Source organism: Oceanobacillus sp. J11TS1 (genome assembly GCF_018333215.1).
In the GTDB taxonomy this organism is placed as follows: domain Bacteria; phylum Bacillota; class Bacilli; order Bacillales; family Amphibacillaceae; genus Oceanobacillus.
The window spans coordinates 89,312-106,079 of sequence record NZ_BORO01000005.1 but is presented as its reverse complement, the minus strand read 5'-3'; the positions used below and the strand labels follow the sequence as shown (position 1 = coordinate 106,079).

The 16,768-nt window shown below is 38.1% G+C and carries 19 protein-coding genes; 1 reads left to right on the top strand and 18 read right to left on the bottom strand.

The window, feature by feature from the left end:
* Positions 1 to 44: 44 nt before the first annotated feature.
* The 6 genes from KI343_RS06045 to KI343_RS06020 form a co-directional block, all read right to left on the bottom strand.
* Complete coding sequence (locus KI343_RS06045; protein ID WP_212925542.1) at positions 45 to 1,025, bottom strand: biotin--[acetyl-CoA-carboxylase] ligase; 981 nt, start codon at positions 1,023 to 1,025, stop codon at positions 45 to 47.
* Positions 1,001 to 2,188, bottom strand: coding sequence for a CCA tRNA nucleotidyltransferase (locus KI343_RS06040; protein ID WP_212925541.1), 1,188 nt, complete (start codon positions 2,186 to 2,188; stop codon positions 1,001 to 1,003). The genes KI343_RS06045 and KI343_RS06040 overlap by 25 nt, the downstream gene beginning before the upstream one ends.
* A gap of 15 nt (positions 2,189 to 2,203) precedes the next feature.
* A complete protein-coding gene (gene bshA / locus KI343_RS06035; protein ID WP_212925540.1) occupies positions 2,204 to 3,328 on the bottom strand; it encodes an N-acetyl-alpha-D-glucosaminyl L-malate synthase BshA in 1,125 nt (374 codons plus the stop codon).
* A gap of 15 nt (positions 3,329 to 3,343) precedes the next feature.
* A complete protein-coding gene (gene mgsA / locus KI343_RS06030) occupies positions 3,344 to 3,745 on the bottom strand; it encodes a methylglyoxal synthase (RefSeq protein ID WP_212925539.1) in 402 nt (133 codons plus the stop codon).
* Positions 3,746 to 3,940: 195 nt separating this feature from the next.
* Positions 3,941 to 4,738 carry a 4-hydroxy-tetrahydrodipicolinate reductase gene (gene dapB, locus KI343_RS06025; protein WP_212925538.1) on the bottom strand — a complete coding sequence of 266 codons (798 nt, stop codon included), beginning with the start codon at positions 4,736 to 4,738 and terminating at the stop codon, positions 3,941 to 3,943.
* Positions 4,728 to 5,081: a nucleotide pyrophosphohydrolase gene (locus tag KI343_RS06020; RefSeq protein WP_212925537.1), complete on the bottom strand. Its 354-nt coding sequence runs from the start codon at positions 5,079 to 5,081 to the stop codon at positions 4,728 to 4,730. The genes dapB and KI343_RS06020 overlap by 11 nt, the downstream gene beginning before the upstream one ends.
* A gap of 319 nt (positions 5,082 to 5,400) precedes the next feature.
* Here KI343_RS06020 and KI343_RS06015 point away from each other — a divergent pair, with 319 nt between their 5' ends.
* Positions 5,401 to 6,267: a YitT family protein gene (locus KI343_RS06015; RefSeq protein ID WP_244856751.1), complete on the top strand. Its 867-nt coding sequence runs from the start codon at positions 5,401 to 5,403 to the stop codon at positions 6,265 to 6,267.
* A gap of 160 nt (positions 6,268 to 6,427) precedes the next feature.
* Here the strand turns inward: KI343_RS06015 and KI343_RS06010 are convergent, their stop codons facing one another.
* The 12 genes from KI343_RS06010 to hisC form a co-directional block, all read right to left on the bottom strand.
* Complete coding sequence (locus KI343_RS06010) at positions 6,428 to 7,108, bottom strand: zinc metallopeptidase (RefSeq protein ID WP_212925536.1); 681 nt, start codon at positions 7,106 to 7,108, stop codon at positions 6,428 to 6,430.
* A 55-nt stretch (positions 7,109 to 7,163) separates the two neighbouring features.
* A complete protein-coding gene (locus KI343_RS06005; RefSeq protein WP_212925535.1) occupies positions 7,164 to 7,421 on the bottom strand; it encodes a sporulation protein YpjB in 258 nt (85 codons plus the stop codon).
* A gap of 66 nt (positions 7,422 to 7,487) precedes the next feature.
* Positions 7,488 to 8,063, bottom strand: coding sequence for a lipoprotein heptaprenylglyceryl N-acetyltransferase LhaT (lhaT, locus tag KI343_RS06000; protein ID WP_212925534.1), 576 nt, complete (start codon positions 8,061 to 8,063; stop codon positions 7,488 to 7,490).
* A 71-nt stretch (positions 8,064 to 8,134) separates the two neighbouring features.
* The gene (locus tag KI343_RS05995; protein WP_212925533.1) at positions 8,135 to 8,917 is read right to left on the bottom strand and encodes a menaquinol-cytochrome c reductase cytochrome b/c subunit; all 783 of its coding nucleotides are present in this window, start codon (positions 8,915 to 8,917) and stop codon (positions 8,135 to 8,137) included.
* Positions 8,918 to 8,932: 15 nt separating this feature from the next.
* Entirely contained in the window at positions 8,933 to 9,607 is a 675-nt protein-coding gene (qcrB, locus tag KI343_RS05990; RefSeq protein WP_212925532.1) for a menaquinol-cytochrome c reductase cytochrome b subunit, read from the bottom strand.
* A 6-nt stretch (positions 9,608 to 9,613) separates the two neighbouring features.
* On the bottom strand, positions 9,614 to 10,126 hold the full coding sequence (locus KI343_RS05985) for a QcrA and Rieske domain-containing protein (RefSeq protein ID WP_212925531.1): 513 nt from the start codon (positions 10,124 to 10,126) through the stop codon (positions 9,614 to 9,616).
* A gap of 168 nt (positions 10,127 to 10,294) precedes the next feature.
* Positions 10,295 to 10,753 (bottom strand): DUF2487 family protein, encoded by a 459-nt coding sequence (locus KI343_RS05980; RefSeq protein ID WP_212925530.1) that lies wholly within the window; start codon positions 10,751 to 10,753, stop codon positions 10,295 to 10,297.
* Positions 10,754 to 11,167: 414 nt separating this feature from the next.
* Positions 11,168 to 11,716: a ReoY family proteolytic degradation factor gene (locus tag KI343_RS05975; RefSeq protein ID WP_212925529.1), complete on the bottom strand. Its 549-nt coding sequence runs from the start codon at positions 11,714 to 11,716 to the stop codon at positions 11,168 to 11,170.
* Between the two features lie 34 nt (positions 11,717 to 11,750).
* Entirely contained in the window at positions 11,751 to 13,010 is a 1,260-nt protein-coding gene (locus KI343_RS05970; RefSeq protein WP_212925528.1) for a tetratricopeptide repeat protein, read from the bottom strand.
* Between the two features lie 152 nt (positions 13,011 to 13,162).
* Positions 13,163 to 14,452 (bottom strand): 3-phosphoshikimate 1-carboxyvinyltransferase, encoded by a 1,290-nt coding sequence (gene aroA / locus KI343_RS05965; protein ID WP_212925527.1) that lies wholly within the window; start codon positions 14,450 to 14,452, stop codon positions 13,163 to 13,165.
* Positions 14,453 to 14,555: 103 nt separating this feature from the next.
* Positions 14,556 to 15,659, bottom strand: a complete 1,104-nt coding sequence (locus KI343_RS05960; protein WP_212925526.1) for a prephenate dehydrogenase — start codon at positions 15,657 to 15,659, stop codon at positions 14,556 to 14,558.
* Between the two features lie 13 nt (positions 15,660 to 15,672).
* Positions 15,673 to 16,767, bottom strand: a complete 1,095-nt coding sequence (gene hisC, locus KI343_RS05955) for a histidinol-phosphate transaminase (protein ID WP_212925525.1) — start codon at positions 16,765 to 16,767, stop codon at positions 15,673 to 15,675.
* Between the last annotated feature and the right edge of the window lies 1 nt (position 16,768).

Below are 16,768 nucleotides of genomic sequence, written 5' to 3'. Positions count from 1 at the left end.
TATTCTTTCATCTTAACAGTACGTTCATGTGTTGATTTATCTTTTTATCGATCAAACCAAGTAATTTCAGCAGAGTAAAGCGTTATTGGAGTGCCATCGGATGACTCTACAATTAAGGCTCCTTCATCTGAAATACCTAAAAAGCGTCCAGCCCATTCGTCATGAAATGTTTTTATTTTGATATTCTCGCCAATTTTAAAGGCATTCTCTTCCCATCTGGATTTAATTGTTTTAAACCCATCCTTTAAATATAGCTCATATGTATCTTCAAAACACTTTAATACAGCTTGGACAATCTCCTTCTTATCCCATGTCTCTCCTGTTTCTATTTTTAATGAGGTTGCAATATCACCAATCGACGTATCCCAGCTTGCTTCATCTTGATTTACATTTAAACCAATTCCAATTAAAACATAATCAATTCGATCTTGCTCTCCTTGCATTTCTGTTAAAATACCACAAAGTTTTTTATCACCAATTAATAAATCATTCGGCCATTTGATACCAATTGATAAATTTGTCAGCTGATGCAGTGCATCCCTTACTGCAACTGCAGTTAATAACGTTAACTCAGAGGCCTTATTCGGCGGAATGGATGGTCGTAAGAGAAGGGTCGTCCATAGCCCCTCTTTATTAGAAAACCAATTTTTTTTCATTCTGCCTCTGCCGGCAGTTTGTTCTTCAGCAATAATAATGGTTCCATCCGGAGCATTATCACGGGCTGCTTCATGACCAATTAATTGCGTCGAAGGTGTTGCATCTTTGTGAATGATATGGTGCCCTAACCATTTTGTTTCTAATCCCCAACGTATGGTATTACTGCTAACTTTATCAGGGAATGACACAATTCGATAGCCTTTGCTTCGTTTTGCATGAATAATGTATCCATCTCTCTCTAAATCTTTCATATGTTTCCAAATTGCATTTCTAGAAATCCCTAATTGTTCAGAGAGGGATTGGCCAGAGACATAGCTCTCCCTATTTTGTGATAAAAGATTTATCAATCTTGCTCGGGTTGATTCCATTGTATCCAGTCCTTTATTCTCGATTTATCATTTGCCAGCTCGCAAGTAACAATCCGATACTCAATTTCATCTAAAAGTTCTTTAATCCATTTTCCTCTGGGGCGATCCGGAAACCATTCCATTAAATCATGCCCATTCAGACAAAGTTCCTTTTTGGATGCGATAGGCAACCTTTCTTGCTTTGACTTAAGCTCTTGGATTTCAATATTTTCATGGTCTAATTGTTTTACTAAGTATACGAAATAATTCCATTGTTCCTTTGGAAGCAAATAAACAAACCACGCATCTATTCCATGTTTCTTATAACGATGATATGCATCTACTAGAGTTTTTGCCTGTTTCTTTAATTGGTTAGAACATTTATAAGCAGTAACACAATCGGTTACCGTAAATGGAGAATCACTCAGCTCGACAAATGCAAAAATAGGTGCAAGGGAAGAGACTGGTTTTAATTCTTTTAGCAATAGCGGTACATCTTTGAATATCGGTAAATGACAATAAAGCTCTAATTCAAAAATATAAGTCATTGCTTTCGTCAAAAAGGAACCTGCACATAATTTTTCTAATTCAACGGTCAATCGTTCTACTGCTAATTTGTCTGTTAATGCTCTGCTTCTTTTCATTGCTTCTTTCGTCTTTTCTTCAATTGAAAAACCTAGTTGGCTAGAAAACCGCAGCGCGCGGACAATTCGTAAAGCATCCTCTTCAAATCGAGCTGTAGCATCCCCAACGGTTTGGATTTGTTCTCCAGCGATATCTTTTCTTCCTTCAAAAGGATCCAAGATATTCCCTTTCATGTCCATGGCGATCGCATTCATGGTAAAATCTCTGCGCCCGAGATCCTCGTTAATATCGCGAACAAAGACAACTTTATCTGGACGGCGATGATCTGTATAGTTCCCATCCGTTCGATACGTGGTCACTTCAAAAGATTCTTGCTCATACCGAATAATGACTGTTCCGTGTTCCAAGCCTACGGGGATTACTTTTGGAAATAATGCTTGAATTTCTGAAGGAGTAGCTGAAGTTGCTATATCTATATCGTGAATCGGACGGTCAATGATAAAATCACGAACACACCCGCCAACAAAATAGGCTTCATATTGATTTGCTTCTAGGATAGATATAATTCCTGCTGCTTTTTGAAAAACAGATGGTAACATGTCTTTTGGCTCCTTTTATTCTTCCAAAACTCGGTTATATAAATGTTCATATTGATTCACAATGGTATCAGATGCAAAATGAGTGCGCACATGCTTTATGGCAGCTTCAGAAAATTGTAGCTGTTTCTCTCTATCGGAAAGTAGTTCGATAGCATAATCTGCTGCTTGATGAACATCTCCTAATTCTACAATATAACCTGTTTGATTATGAACTATCACCTCAGGTATCCCGCCAATATTTGTACCGATTCCAGGAACACCACAAGCCATTGCTTCTAATAGTACTAACCCAAAACTCTCTTTTTCAGACATAAGCAGCATTAAATCTGCCATCGATAAAATATCACTGACATTATTTTGTTTTCCAAGAAAGTGCACTTCTTTTTCTAGACCCATGTCATTAACATGTTGCACCATATTGGAGTATTCTGGGCCGTCGCCAATTAACAATAATTTGGAAGGTATTTTCTCGTTTACCTTTTTGAAAGTATCAATAACGTCTTGAACTCGTTTTACCTTTCGAAAATTCGATATGTGAATCATTATTTTATCTGATTGGTTAATTTGAAATTGTTGACGCAGTTCCGTTACTTGTTTAAGGTAATATTCTTTTTCATTAATAAAGTTATAGATCACATCAATTTCTTTATTCGTTTCCAGCATGGCAACAGTTTGCTCCCGTAAACTTTCTGAAACTGCCGTAACTGCATCTGATTGTTCAATACCATGGCGGATAACTGGTTTCAATGTATTATCTATACCTAATACAGTAATATCTGTACCGTGTAAGGTTGTGACGATTTTCACCGGATGCTCCGCCATATCTCTTGCTAAAATACCGCAAATAGCATGTGGCATTGCATAGTGAACATGGAGTATATCTAGTTTTTCACGATCAATAACTTCTGCCATTTTCGCAGCTAACGCTAAATCATAAGGAGGGTATTGAAATACAGGGTAATGACTCATCTCCACTTGATGATAGTACACATTCACATACACTTTTTCCAAACGAAAAGGCATACTGGAAGTGATAAAATGTATTTCATGCCCTCGTTCAGCTAATTTTTTTCCTAATTCTGTAGCGATAACCCCCGAACCCCCAATGGTTGGGTAACATGTAATTCCTATTTTTTTCACAATTCCCCTTCTCTCCTATTCTTCCTTCACAATGTCTCTCCACTTGAAATCGCCGCGGTTCAATCCATGCATAAAGATTTCCCCTCCAGCAATATTTGTTGCTAGCGGAATTTGATAGACATCACACAAACGCATTAAAGCACTAATATCAGGTTCATGCGGCTGAGCTGTTAATGGATCTCGGAAGAAAATAACCATATCCATTTTATTTTCAGCAATCATGCTGCCAATTTGTTGATCGCCCCCAAGTGGACCGGATCGAAAACGATGGACCGGAAGCCCTGTTGCTTCCATGATTCTCGTTCCAGTTGTTCCAGTTGCATACAATTGGTGATCCTTTAAAACATGTGTATAGGCTGTTGTAAATTGCACCATATCTTCTTTTTTCTTATCATGTGCAATTAATGCGACATTCATGGTATTCCCCCCTAAATAAGTATGTGTTTAAGAAAGGACGATAAATTGGACCAAGGAGTTCAAACCATGGCTAACTCTTGGTCCCCGGCAACCACATGATATGAGGACTTGTATATTGTCCGCATCCTATGGGTGGACTTCATCAATGTCCCATCTTCAGATATCTGTTTGTTTTTGGAACTTGCGAAGATTCCTTTATAAAACGTTCTCCAAGCCATAAATAAGCTCGTCTAAGTCCATTACTTGATAGACACATTCCCTAATTCCATCCATAAAAGAGGCACGGTTCATGGAATCATGTTGAATCGTTAATGTTTGGCCGGCACCGCCAAACACAACTTCCTGATGCGCTACAAGGCCAGGAAGCCGCATACTATGAATACGCATGCCATCAAAATCTGCTCCGCGAGCACCTTGAATCGTTTCTTCCTCACTTGCATGACCTTGTTTTTTCGATTTTCTAACTTCCTGAATAAGCTCTGCTGTTTTCTTAGCAGTGCCAGACGGAGCATCTAGTTTTTGATCATGGTGTTTTTCGATAATTTCTACATCAGGGAAGTATGCAGCAGCCATTTTCGCAAATTTCATCATTAAAACTGCTCCAATGGCAAAGTTTGGCGCAATAATACAGCCTGATTGTTTTTCTTTTGCTAATTGCTTTAATTCTTCTAACTGCTCCCTCGTATATCCTGTTGTACCAACTACTGGACGAATGCCATGATTTAATGCTGCCTTTGTATGTTTATAACCTGCCTCAGGAACTGTCAAATCAACAAATACATCTGCCTTCTGGTCCGCAAAGCACTTTTCGATATCTGTGTAGATTGGTACATTCCATCCGTTATCAAAGTCTTCTAAGTCACCTAATGTCTGTCCATCGTATTTATGATCAAGGCACGCAACTAATTCAAAATCTGCTGTTCCATCAATCATATAGACAGCTTCTTTTCCCATTCTCCCTCTTGGCCCTGCTAGTATAATTTTAATTGCCATGATTATTTTCCTCCTCTTTCCTTGTCCAACGATTTTTGTCCCTCGTTTCAAATTTTTGCATGGATGCCTCAAAGGAACCCGACAAATCAAAGTCTAGTGAATTGGCTAAACAAGCTAATACAAAGATGATATCACCGACTTCTTCCTCTACCGTATTTGCTTTCTCTGTAGCTTTCTTTGGTTTTTCCCCATGATAATGATTAATCTCTCTAGCTAATTCACCGGTTTCTTCAGACAACCTTGCCATTAAAGCCAATGGAGAAAAATACCCTTCTTTAAATTGAGATATGTATTGGTCCACACGTTCTTGAACATCCTTTAATGTATGGTTGGTATTCGACATCTGTAACACCTCTTCTGTATACTTGAAATTAAATAGCTCTTCACCGAAAATTTGTGGATCTAAAGCGGACAAGCTTCTACTTTGGGCTACCGCTTTAGTGTTGTTACCATTAGCCAAATTTAAGGTTTGTCTAATTAAATCAACACTTATTATTTTTCTCTTCTCTAATGTTAGCTAAAAGCAAGGATTTTGACAACTAATTGGTACAGGATGTGGATTGTTACTTCTTTTTCTATTGTCTATAATAGAGGTTGGTTGAAAGTTTTACCAATAAGCTTTGTATACAAGTTTGTACATATAACCTAAGGAGGAATAGTAATTGAACATTCGGGTTAAAAATATCGTATTTATTTTATTGGGAGCAGCTATATTCTCGTTTGGTCTGGTCCATTTCAATATGCAGCATAATCTAGGAGAAGGCGGTTTTACAGGAATTACACTGTTGCTGTTCTTCTTATGGAACATAGACCCAGCTATATCGAATATCATTCTAAATATTCCGGTATTTTTTATCGGGTGGAAAATATTAGGTAGAAATATCTTCGTTTATACAATGGTTGGAACTATTTCTGTTTCCCTATTTCTATGGATTTTTCAAATATACCAAATTCCAATTGGGTTGGAACATGATATGACGCTTGTTGCTTTATTTGCAGGTGTATTTATCGGTGTGGGCCTAGGAATTATTTTCCGTTTTGGGGGGACAACAGGCGGTGTCGACATTTTAGCCCGTATTATTAGCAAATATACCTCCTGGAGTATCGGTCGAGCTATGTTCGCATTTGACTTTCTCGTGATTTTAACCTCCATCTTCACATTTTTAAATCTGGCACAGGGGATGTATACGCTTGTTGCGGTCTTTATTGGCGCAAGGGTTATTGATTTTATCCAAGAGGGTGCTTATTCTGCTAAAGGAGCGTTTATTATCTCGAATCAAAGTGAGGAAATCGCTAATCAAATTATGGAAAAAATGGAGCGCGGCGTCACCATTTTGAACGGCCAAGGAAGTTTCTCAAAGGAAAAAAGAAATGTTCTATACTGTGTGGTAGCACGGAATGAAATTACGCGAATGAAAAATATCATTAATCAAACTGACCCTTATGCATTTGTTTCCATGACAACTGTCCATGAAGTCATGGGTGAGGGATTTACACTGGATGAAAATAAAAAGCCATTAAATGAATAGAACCGCTAAAGTGGCTGAGACAAAACTGTTTTTTATCTAGCAACTACCAAAAATAATTTATGCGAATACCCGCTTTGCAAATAATGTCATACCCATTTTATTAATTTGTTTTTGAGTATAAAAAAGATGACCCAGTTTTTTGGGTCATCTTTTATCAATATTATTCTCTGTTTGCTGCATAGATAAGAATAAAGCGGAGCAATTCCATAACGGCTACCAAGGCAGCAGCAACGTATGTCATTGCAGCAGCATTTAATACTTTCTTTGTTTCCCGTTCTTCATTATTACGTATGACGCCCGTTGAAATCATTTGCGTCATCGCCCGATTAGATGCATCAAACTCCACAGGCAATGTTACTAATTGGAATAGTACAGCAGCAGCGAAGAAGATAATCCCTAAGAGCAGCATATTCGTTGCTCCCATAAGCATACCTGCGATAATAAGGAACATAGAGACATTGGAACCAAAGTTCGCTACTGGAACTAATGCGCTTCTAAATCGTAAGAATGCATAGTCTTCCTGGTCCTGTATCGCATGCCCTACTTCGTGTGCTGCAACTGCAGAGGAAGCCATGGATCTTCCGTGGTAAATATCTTCGGAGAGATTCAATTGTTTTTTACGAGGATCATAATGGTCTGTTAATGTACCTTTAACCATTCCGATTTGCACATCATGCAACCCATTATCATCAAGAATTTTTCGTGCAACATCTGCCCCGCTCATACCAGAAGACGTTGATTTTTTAGAGTACTTGGAATACGTACTTTTTACTTTTGCCTGTGCAACTAATGGTATGATCATTAGTAAAAGAAAATAAATCAAATAACTGCCTAGACTCATTTTTTAATTCCCCCATTATTGTATCTTAAGGTCAATTTTAGTCAGTATTCTATTTTTAGTCAACTGATTTGTCGTTTTTACGAAGCTCCTTATTAGCTACTTTTTCCCCTTTGTATTTTTTCCAACTTACGTAAGATAATGTAGCAATAATGCAACCGCCTACAATAATGACACCTAAAATAAATGGAGATGGTACTAAACTGTTATGGTAGATGCTTGGTGTTGAAATAGAGGCTGCATAAATGACTTCTACACGGTAAGACAACATCCCTATGATTCCGATTGCCATGACACGAAGTAGTTTCCCCGCCATAGAGATCACCTCTAACCTTTTAGTATATAGTCTAAGTTTATGTGTCGAGGTGAATCGATATGACCGTTAGCATTTTTGTTTTCGGTGAATCGTTAAGTAATAAGCAAGAAGAATAGACCCAATGCTGAGCCAAAATGTAAAATATCCAATTTCATTCGTATAGGTCATTAAATTGGAATAAATAGGCATTTGACCAAAAACGTAGTCAATTATATCGTTATGTAATAAGACAATACCTGCAACTGCTAAATGCCGTAATTTTATTTTATAGTACGGTGCATATAGCAAGCCTTGGATAGCCATACCTAGATGAGATGCCATTAACATGTATCCGGCCGTATCTAACGTTCCGTTTATCGCTAATGTTAATAAGTTCATGACTACAGCCCAAACACCATATTTAAATAAAGACGTAATAGCTAAGGCCTCAATGTACGGAATATGTTTACCAAACAAGAAAAATAATACAAAAATGGTAAAGAATAGACTAGCGGTTGGACTGTCCGGGACAAAGGGAATAAATATAGCTGGAGTTATCTCTAGTTGCCAGCCATACCAGTAATACCCATAAATCGTTCCCAAGAAGTTTATTACGAAAAGGATAATTAAAAATTTTTTGTCTAACAGGATGTATGATAGCATTTTTTTCTCCGTTCTTTTTCAAAAGTATAGAGAAAGCACCTTTGCCTTATTTTGGTCAAAGGTGCTCATGTTTATTCTTGCTCTGCTGCTGCTTCACTTGTTTCAATAATGAAGTCCGCTAATTGTTCTAACTCTTCATCAGAGCCTTGGAACTGATCAGCAGGCATGGCTCCAATACCGTTTACAGCAATGTCCATAATTTCTTCTTTTGAGTGTTCCGTTCCTACTAATGTAGGACCGGCTCCACCTTCTAATTCGCCACCATGACATCCTAGACAGCTACTTTCATATGCTGCAAACCCAGGATGGTTTTGGTCGACGACAGATTCACCTGGTGGAATTGGTTTATTTTGTTCGGCACGTTCTTCCCAATCAACATGTGCTGCCGAAGAATACGTTAGCCAAATGACAGATGCTAAAGCTAAAAGCATCATGCCGACAGCGATTGGACGCTGACGCGGACGGCGTCCTGGACCATTATCTAAGAACGGTGCGATTAACAGTCCTCCAAATGCGAGTCCTGGAATTACAATAATTCCTAGGATTGTCCAATCACCACTTGCAAATTGATATTTCAATAATTCATATAAGAATAAGAAATACCAGTCTGGTAGAGGGATATATGCTGCATCTGTTGGATCAGCCATTCCTTCAAGCGGAGATGGATGCGCCAACACTAAGCATAAAAACCCGACAAGGAAAACTGCCCCAGCCAACCATTCTTTTAATAAAAAGTTGGGCCAAAACGCTTCTGTTCTACCAGGATATTCGGAATAATCTTTTGGTACTTTTGATGTTCTATCCGCTGTGATTCGGGAATCCCCAACGAATTTCATACCTTTACCCTTATGCATCAGTTGCCCTCCTTTTTATAGTGGTCCGGAAATACCTTGTCTACGGATTAAGATAAAGTGAATTGCTAATAATGCAAACAATGCTCCTGGTAAGAAGAAGACATGGATTGCAAAAAATCGAGTCAGGGTTTGTGCCCCAACAATCGTAGCGTCACCAGCTAGAAGCGTTTTTAAAGCTTCTCCAATAAATGGTACTTGTTCAGCAATCTCTAATCCAACCTGAGTTGCAAAGTATGCTTTATTATCCCAAGGAAGTAGATAACCTGTAAAGCCGAGACCTAGCATAACAAAGAAGATAAGAACTCCTACCATCCAGTTAAGCTCACGCGGTTTTTTGTATGCTCCTTGGAAAAATACACGTAAAGTATGTAATAATAGCATTACGACAACGACACTTGCCCCCCAGTGATGCATACCGCGAACAATTTGCCCATGTGCTACCTCTGTTTGCAAATAATAAACAGATTGCCATGCGTTTTCAATATCTGGTACATAATACATTGTTAGAAACATACCAGAAAGAATTTGGATAACTACTACAAAGAATGTTAATCCGCCAAAGCAGTATACAAATGCTGAAAAATGATGCGCTGGATTAACGTGCTCCGGAACCTCATGATCGGCAATATCTCGCCAAATCGGCGTAATATCAATGCGATCATCGATCCAATCATAAATCTTTTGTAACATTGTTCATTACGCCTCCTCATGTGGTTTAATATTACCTAGGAATAGCATGCCATCCCTTTCTTCCTGTTCATAAACATCAAGCGGTTGCAAAGGCGGTGTTCCAGGAACGTTAACTCCGTTCTTGTAATAACGACCATCATGACAAGGACAATAATATTGTTCTGGATAGTCGTCATTTCCTTCCCAAGAAACAACACAGCCTAAATGCTTACAAACTGGGGAAAAGGCTACAATTTCATCATTTTCATTCCGATATACCCAGGCAGAGCGATTTACTTCCGATTCATACCAGCCATCCACCTGATCGATTGTCCAATCGACACGCTGCGGATCAGAAGTAATTTCAGAAACTTCTAGGCCAACGTTTGCAAAATCTCCACCGTCATTTGATTTCAAAACAGGATCAATTGCCATACGGACAGGCGAGATTAACAAACCAGCGGCCATAAAGCCACCTACACCCGTAAGCGTATAATTCAGAAATTGTCTACGGGATACTTGCTGCTTTTCATCACTCATCTTTTTCCCCCCTCTTTTTCCAATAGTCACGGACATTATTTAGATTAAATCAGATTACTAGGACAATAACAATGATAGCGCAAACTATTAGTTCGGTCAATAAATATTCAAAGGTTAACGACAAATGTTTTGATAAATTTTGATAATGATGAGAATTTCGTCACGAGTCTACCAAAATGACTTCACTAATTCTACTGTTTGCATTGTTTGTTCTCTTATCATTCCTTTAACGACCGCAGGGTCAGAATCTTTCAAAGGAATGGACGGTAACCAAATAAATTCTCCATCTAAGTCGTTAGCTACTTTTCTCCAAGACGGATCAAAACTAATATAGAGTACTTGTTTAAATGGCTGCTCTTTAAAATGACTTGTCCATTCATTCATTCTTTCTGCTTCTTGTGATTTCTCTGCTGTGGTTATATATGTATAAGTCGGTGCGAGCATTACCCTGCCCATCAGCTCTTGTTCTAACTCTCTTGCAAAAAGGGTTAAAACATCAAACTGATCTGCGTTTTTTGCAGAAGGTTCTAAAGCGCCAATTTGAAAAGGAGCTAAGGGCACAATGATTGTATCTATATACTCCTTAGCTTGATCATATTTTTGCAAATCCATACTTGTCCATTTCATAAAAATTCCTCCTTCCATTACTTGCCTATATTGTAACAATTTTTTACGGTCCCTGAAAGCGCTAAGTATGAAAGCTTCCAAATACTAAATCGACAGAAGAAGTACCACAAAATTAAAATATGAGTCAACACTAAAATCAATGGTTCAAATATATGAATAAATATGGTATTGATAACTAGCTAGCGTAGTGTTTTTCCGTAGCGGTCACTATTTATCAAACTTAATTCATGAGATTTTGGTGAAGAGCCTAAAATATTAGCTAAAAAATAGCGAGACCTTCACAAACGAAGGGAATTATGGCAGTCCAGTTCTCACTCCATTCCAAATGACTTTCATTTTCTCAACGGGAAATAGAATGAAGAGCAAAAAAACAACCTACATAAAAAATATATAGGTTGTTTTTATATACAAAATTCAGGATTTATTCATAAGTTTTTCAAGCTCTCTCGTTAACTCTATAAATTTTGACTGGTTTCCAGTATCTAACGCTTGGTCAATCTCTCCAAGCAATCGTTCTTTTTTTTGATCCCTTAAAAGCTGATCGAGTAAATCAACGGTTATCTGTTTATCGTCTTTCGTCACATAATAATCATCTGGTAAGAACGGATTCTCTTCTAGTACAGCTGCATAATACGAGCTTTGATTTGCTTGATGAAAATTTAACTGGATAAATAGCGATTCCTGTTTGTTTAATCGGATGTCATGAAAAGTTTTCTCTGCGTCTGTAGTAACTAAATGATTCTTATAAAAGCGAAACGGGATTTTCTCTGAACAACGACTTGAAATCATTACCCCTCTTGGACAATACTTCACATCTCTTACAAAATGAACATGTTCTAAAATATCCATATGATTCACTAAATAATTAAGTATCCATACACTTTCTCTTTTCTTAAGACGATAATGGTTTAAGAACCACTGGATGAATTTTTTCTTGTCTTTTGCAGTTACAGATGATAGCATTCCACTCTCCCCTCTCTGAAGCTAGTTATTGCTTTCAAACTAAATCTTGTTCTAAGCGCTCCACGTGCTCAAGCACATCCTCATCCATAGGCTGGTGCTCTAAATACGCTTTTAGGACTGGGATAGCTTCTCGCACTCTTCCTTCTTCTGTCAAGAAATAGCCGTATTCTTTCAAAAAGTCGCTGTCGTGATTTAAACTAGTATATGCATCTTGGTAACTATTTAATGCATCATCAAACGATTCTATTTCCACATTTGCTTTCGCTAGTTCCCAATCATAGAGTGCATCTTCTGCACCTGTTTTTTTGATACTTTGGATTAATTCAATAATATCATTAAATGCTTCTCTTGTTTTAAGCAACTCAATTAAAAACAACACTGCTTCTTTATAATCCGGGTCTAATGCAATTGCTTGTCTGACATGTTCTTCGCTTTCTTCATTTTTCCCTAATTGATGAGCGATATCTCCGGCAAGGAAGAAAAGTTCTTTTTGATAGGAGTCTCTCTCTATCCCTTGCTGAACAGTTTTATATGCTTCATCCGACATGCCTTGTTCCTTATACACGTTCGCAAGTTGCGTATAGGCTGCATAATAATCTTGATCAATCTCTAACACATGCTGCCATGCTTTCATTGCAATGTCGTTACGGTCCGTTTGGTGTGCTGTAATTCCATGTCTAAATAATTTATCTGGATCTGGTTCTTCCTCTTCTTTGTAAAAGTCGAGAGCTTTCTCATATTCTCCAGCAGCTGCATACGCTTCGCCCAAACGGTCTTCAATGGAAACATGTCCCACCTCTTTTGTTTTCGCATATACGCGTTCATAATAGTTAATGGCCTTTACATATTCGCCAATCGAAAAGAACAGCTCTCCTAACGCGAAGTCAATAATGCTTTCCTGGGGCTCTATATGTTTTGCTTCAAGCAATTTTTGCTCAGAAACCTCAAATAATCCTTGTGCTTGGTATAAATCCGCTAATTGGATTAACGCTTGAACATACCCCTCATCGTCTTTTGAGATTTCATTTAATATTGTAATCGCAAGCTCATCTTCTTCTGATTCAATAAAAATATCGGATAACGCAAGCTTTAGCGACGTTTCTTCAGGATATTTTCCAATCAATTTTTCAAGAATGTTTCTTGATTCAAGTAAAAATCCCCATTGCAAATAAAGTTCTGCTATTTGATACAATGCATCATCGTCTGCATTTTTTTCAAATTCACGTAAAAGTGCCAATGCTTTTTCTGTTTCATTATTTTCAGCAAGTTCCATTGCTTTATGAATGGTGTTCATTTAAAGAACCCCTCTCTTCTGTGTTTCTATCACTTCCAATTTATCATACAAAAAAGATAGCTACAGTTCAAATAACTTAAACTGTAGCTATCCCTTAATTATTTTATTTTTATATGATTGCCAGTAAATAAAGCAAGCTGATTATCGTTCTTTTACTTCAAGACAGCTTCTAAATCCTTGAAAAAAGTTGGATAGGAGATGTTAATACTATCTTTTTCGTCCATTTCTACCGGTTTTTCTGTTACAAGTGCCGCAATAACCCCCATCATCGCAATCCGGTGGTCCATATAGGAAGAAATCGTACCGCCTGCAAGCTTTGTCGGCCCTTCAATAACCATTCCGTCTTCAGTTGGCGTGATATTTGCCCCAAGTGCCTGTAAATTATCACAAACAGCTTGAATACGATCTGTTTCTTTAACTTTTAGCTCCTCTGCATCCTTAATAACTGTTTTCCCCTCTGCCTGTGTTGCTAACAAAGCAAGGATTGGTATCTCGTCAATTAGACGGGGAATGACATCTCCTTCTATCGTCGTCCCTTTTAGGGTGGTATGTTTGACCGTCAAATCACCAATTTTTTCACCGCCAGTAATCCGTTCATTTGAAATGGTAATCGCTGCACCCATTTGTTTAAATACATCTAAAATACCGGTACGTGACTCATTTAAGCCAACATTTCTTAACGTTACCGTACTTCCAGGAACAATAGCTCCAGCCACCAGGAAGAAAGCGGCTGATGAAATATCTCCAGGCACTTCTACATCACACGCTGTTAATTTCCCTTTGTTTGAAATCATAATCCCATCTTCATATTGTTTAATATCTGCTCCAAACGCCTGAAGCATTACTTCGGTGTGATTTCTTGTTTCTGTATCTTCATAAACTACTGTTTCACCTTCTGCAAGCAATCCAGCTAATAAAATTGCAGACTTTACTTGTGCACTTTTTACAGGAAGACGATAAGTAATTCCTTTTAACGCACCGCCTTTAATCGTAATCGGAACATAATTCCCTTCCTGTTTTCCCTCAATGACTGCGCCCATTTCTCTTAACGGATTAACTACACGATCCATAGGACGTTTGGAAAGGGATGCATCCCCAAATATAGTTGTTTCAAATGGCAGTCCAGAAAGCAGACCGAGCATTAATCTTGTTGTCGTACCCGAATTCCCAAAATCTAATTCTTTCTCAGGCTTTTTCAACCCTTCTAACCCTTTACCGTCGACAAGTACTGTATTCCCTCGTTTTTCAATCTGAACGCCCATATCACGGAAAGCATCAATGGTTCTTAAACAATCCTCCCCATCAAGAAAGTTGCTTACTTTTGTTAAACCATGTGAAATACTTCCAAAAATAATGGAACGATGAGATATCGACTTATCTCCAGGGACAACTACTTCTCCTTCTAGTTTTGGAGAGGTATATTCAAGTATAACATTCGACATATCTTATCCTCCTTCTTTATTATACTGCAACCCTTTTTGCTTTGGTGTATCATTGCAGCTATTCCGTGTAAAGATTCAAATATACCACAGAATGAGTTTCGTTTTATACTTCCATCGTCGTTTCAAATCCGCGTTGCCTTAATACTTTTTGTCCTGCTTCTTGTTCTTCTTTCGTATAAAAGCTCAATCGGAGTGCACCAGTTATGCCTTCTCTTACCTCCAATATTTCGATATTTTTAATACTTAACGACGCATTCGCTAAAATAAGTGCAACTTCAGCAATGGCCCCCGGCTGATCGGCAATATCAACGTAAACATCGTAAAAGGCAGGTATCGCCCCGCGTTCACCTTCATTTAATCCGTCACGATAATTTTTAGCACTATCTAAGTAAGTAATGACTTCTTCCTTTTCATTTTCTTCAATCATTTTTTTCAAATGCTCCATCTCGATAATCCAATCTTCTAGCATGGCAGACATTTTCGACTGATTGTGATAAAAAATATCCTGCCACATAACAGGGTTACTGGAGGCGATGCGCGTGATATCACGAAATCCTCCTGCAGCAAGCTTGGGAAGAAAAGCATGCTTCTTTTCCCATTTTCTCGCCTGATGAACAAGGGAGGATGCGATAAGATGCGGAAAATGTGAAATAACCCCTGTCATTTCATCATGTTCTTCTGATTGCAATACAACAAAGTTACTTTTTGTTGAAGCTAAAACGCCTCTTAATGTATTTACATTTTCCTCAGTCGCATTATCAAGCGGCGATAAAACATAGATAGCATTTTCAAATAAATGTTCCTTCGCTGCTTCAATCCCTTTCTTGTGAGAGCCGGCCATAGGATGTCCCCCAATAAAACGAATGGATTGATTCGTTAATTCCTTTGCCGCAATAAGGATGGAACTCTTAACGGATGCCGTATCAGAGACAATAACATCTTTTGTAAAAGCTAGACCATCCAACTTGGCGATAAGCTGAATCGTCTCTGAAATTGGTGCAGAAATAATAATAATATCCGCCTGTAATGCAGCCTCCTCAAAGTTTGTAGAAGCTTCGTCAATGATATTGTGATCCAGCGCAAATCCCAATGTATTTTTCTGTATATCAAAACCGATTATGTAATGTTCAGACTGTTTTTTGATTGCCTTAGCAATGGACCCGCCAATAAGGCCGAGTCCAGCTATTAATACCAGTTGCTTTTCCATGTATTCACCTTACCTAATTTAATTGATTATGATAATCTTGTAGAACGCTCTGTAATACTTTCATATCTTCCTCTTTACCAATCGTGACACGAATAGTGTTGGGGATGCCTAATAACTCGCCTGGACGTACAATAAACCCATATCTAGTCAGAAAATCATATGCATCCATCCCGCTTTCAGGTGTCTTGACTAGTAAGAAATTAGCTTCGGACGGATAATAGTCCCACCCGATAGAGGTTAAGAAATCTTGAAATTGCGCTAATACTTTTTTGTTCTCCTGGTACGTATAGTTAATAAATTCCTGATCTGAAAAGGCTGCAGCAGCGGCTTGCTGCGCCAAAGAAGTTGTATTAAATGGACCGCGGACCTTATCTAAGGTTTCTACAATCAATGCATCCGCAACCCCGTAGCCAATACGCAAGCCTGCTAAACCATAAGCCTTAGAAAATGTACGTAACACTATGAGATTTTTATATTCGTTCAATAGGTGGATAGCATCTAAATCTTTTTCTTGCTGTAAAAATTCATAATATGCTTCGTCCAAGACAATTAAAACTTCAGATGGGCATTTCACTAAAAAGTCCTGTAATTCCTGTTTAGATAAAGCTGTACCAGTTGGATTATTAGGGGAGCAAAGCCATATAATTTTTGTATTTTCCTGTACAGCGTCAAGCATCGTTTCTAATGGATGGCTGCCATCTTCCTCAACTGGGATTTCTACTATTTCAGCACCTTCAATTAAAGCATAGTGCTTATACTGCGGAAAAGTAGGGGTGGTCATAATCACTTGATCGCCAACAGAAAGATAGGAACGGCAAAGCATTTGAATAATCTCCTCAGAACCGCTCCCGAAGATAAGAGACTCCGGTCTCACATTTAATGTCTCACTTATTAAAGACCGAAGCTCTGTGGTATAACCGTCCGGGTAAATATTAAAGTCGGGTTTATTTGTTTGAAATAATTCTTTTACTTTATCCGAAAAACCATAAGGATTCTCATTTGATGCAAGTTTGACAATATAATCGAGTCCAAATTCTTTTTGAATATCCTTTGTTTGTTTTCCTTGCTTATAGGGACGGAGCTGTTTTAATACCTCTTTACTTTTCATG

Coding starts and splice junctions, on each gene's coding strand:
- hisC (WP_212925525.1), bottom strand. CDS start 16,767: ATGAAAAGTAAAGAGGTATTAAAACAGCTCCGTCCCTATAAGCAAGGA.
- dapB (WP_212925538.1), bottom strand. CDS start 4,738: ATGGCAATTAAAATTATACTAGCAGGGCCAAGAGGGAGAATGGGAAAA.
- KI343_RS06020 (WP_212925537.1), bottom strand. CDS start 5,081: ATGTCGAATACCAACCATACATTAAAGGATGTTCAAGAACGTGTGGAC.
- KI343_RS06040 (WP_212925541.1), bottom strand. CDS start 2,188: ATGTTACCATCTGTTTTTCAAAAAGCAGCAGGAATTATATCTATCCTA.
- KI343_RS05970 (WP_212925528.1), bottom strand. CDS start 13,010: ATGAACACCATTCATAAAGCAATGGAACTTGCTGAAAATAATGAAACA.
- qcrB (WP_212925532.1), bottom strand. CDS start 9,607: ATGTTACAAAAGATTTATGATTGGATCGATGATCGCATTGATATTACG.
- lhaT (WP_212925534.1), bottom strand. CDS start 8,063: ATGCTATCATACATCCTGTTAGACAAAAAATTTTTAATTATCCTTTTC.
- KI343_RS05980 (WP_212925530.1), bottom strand. CDS start 10,753: ATGAAATGGACAAGTATGGATTTGCAAAAATATGATCAAGCTAAGGAG.
- mgsA (WP_212925539.1), bottom strand. CDS start 3,745: ATGAATGTCGCATTAATTGCACATGATAAGAAAAAAGAAGATATGGTG.
- KI343_RS05975 (WP_212925529.1), bottom strand. CDS start 11,716: ATGCTATCATCTGTAACTGCAAAAGACAAGAAAAAATTCATCCAGTGG.
- KI343_RS05960 (WP_212925526.1), bottom strand. CDS start 15,659: ATGGAAAAGCAACTGGTATTAATAGCTGGACTCGGCCTTATTGGCGGG.
- KI343_RS06045 (WP_212925542.1), bottom strand. CDS start 1,025: ATGGAATCAACCCGAGCAAGATTGATAAATCTTTTATCACAAAATAGG.
- KI343_RS05985 (WP_212925531.1), bottom strand. CDS start 10,126: ATGAGTGATGAAAAGCAGCAAGTATCCCGTAGACAATTTCTGAATTAT.
- KI343_RS06010 (WP_212925536.1), bottom strand. CDS start 7,108: ATGAGTCTAGGCAGTTATTTGATTTATTTTCTTTTACTAATGATCATA.
- KI343_RS06005 (WP_212925535.1), bottom strand. CDS start 7,421: ATGGCGGGGAAACTACTTCGTGTCATGGCAATCGGAATCATAGGGATG.
- aroA (WP_212925527.1), bottom strand. CDS start 14,452: ATGTCGAATGTTATACTTGAATATACCTCTCCAAAACTAGAAGGAGAA.
- KI343_RS05995 (WP_212925533.1), bottom strand. CDS start 8,917: ATGCATAAGGGTAAAGGTATGAAATTCGTTGGGGATTCCCGAATCACA.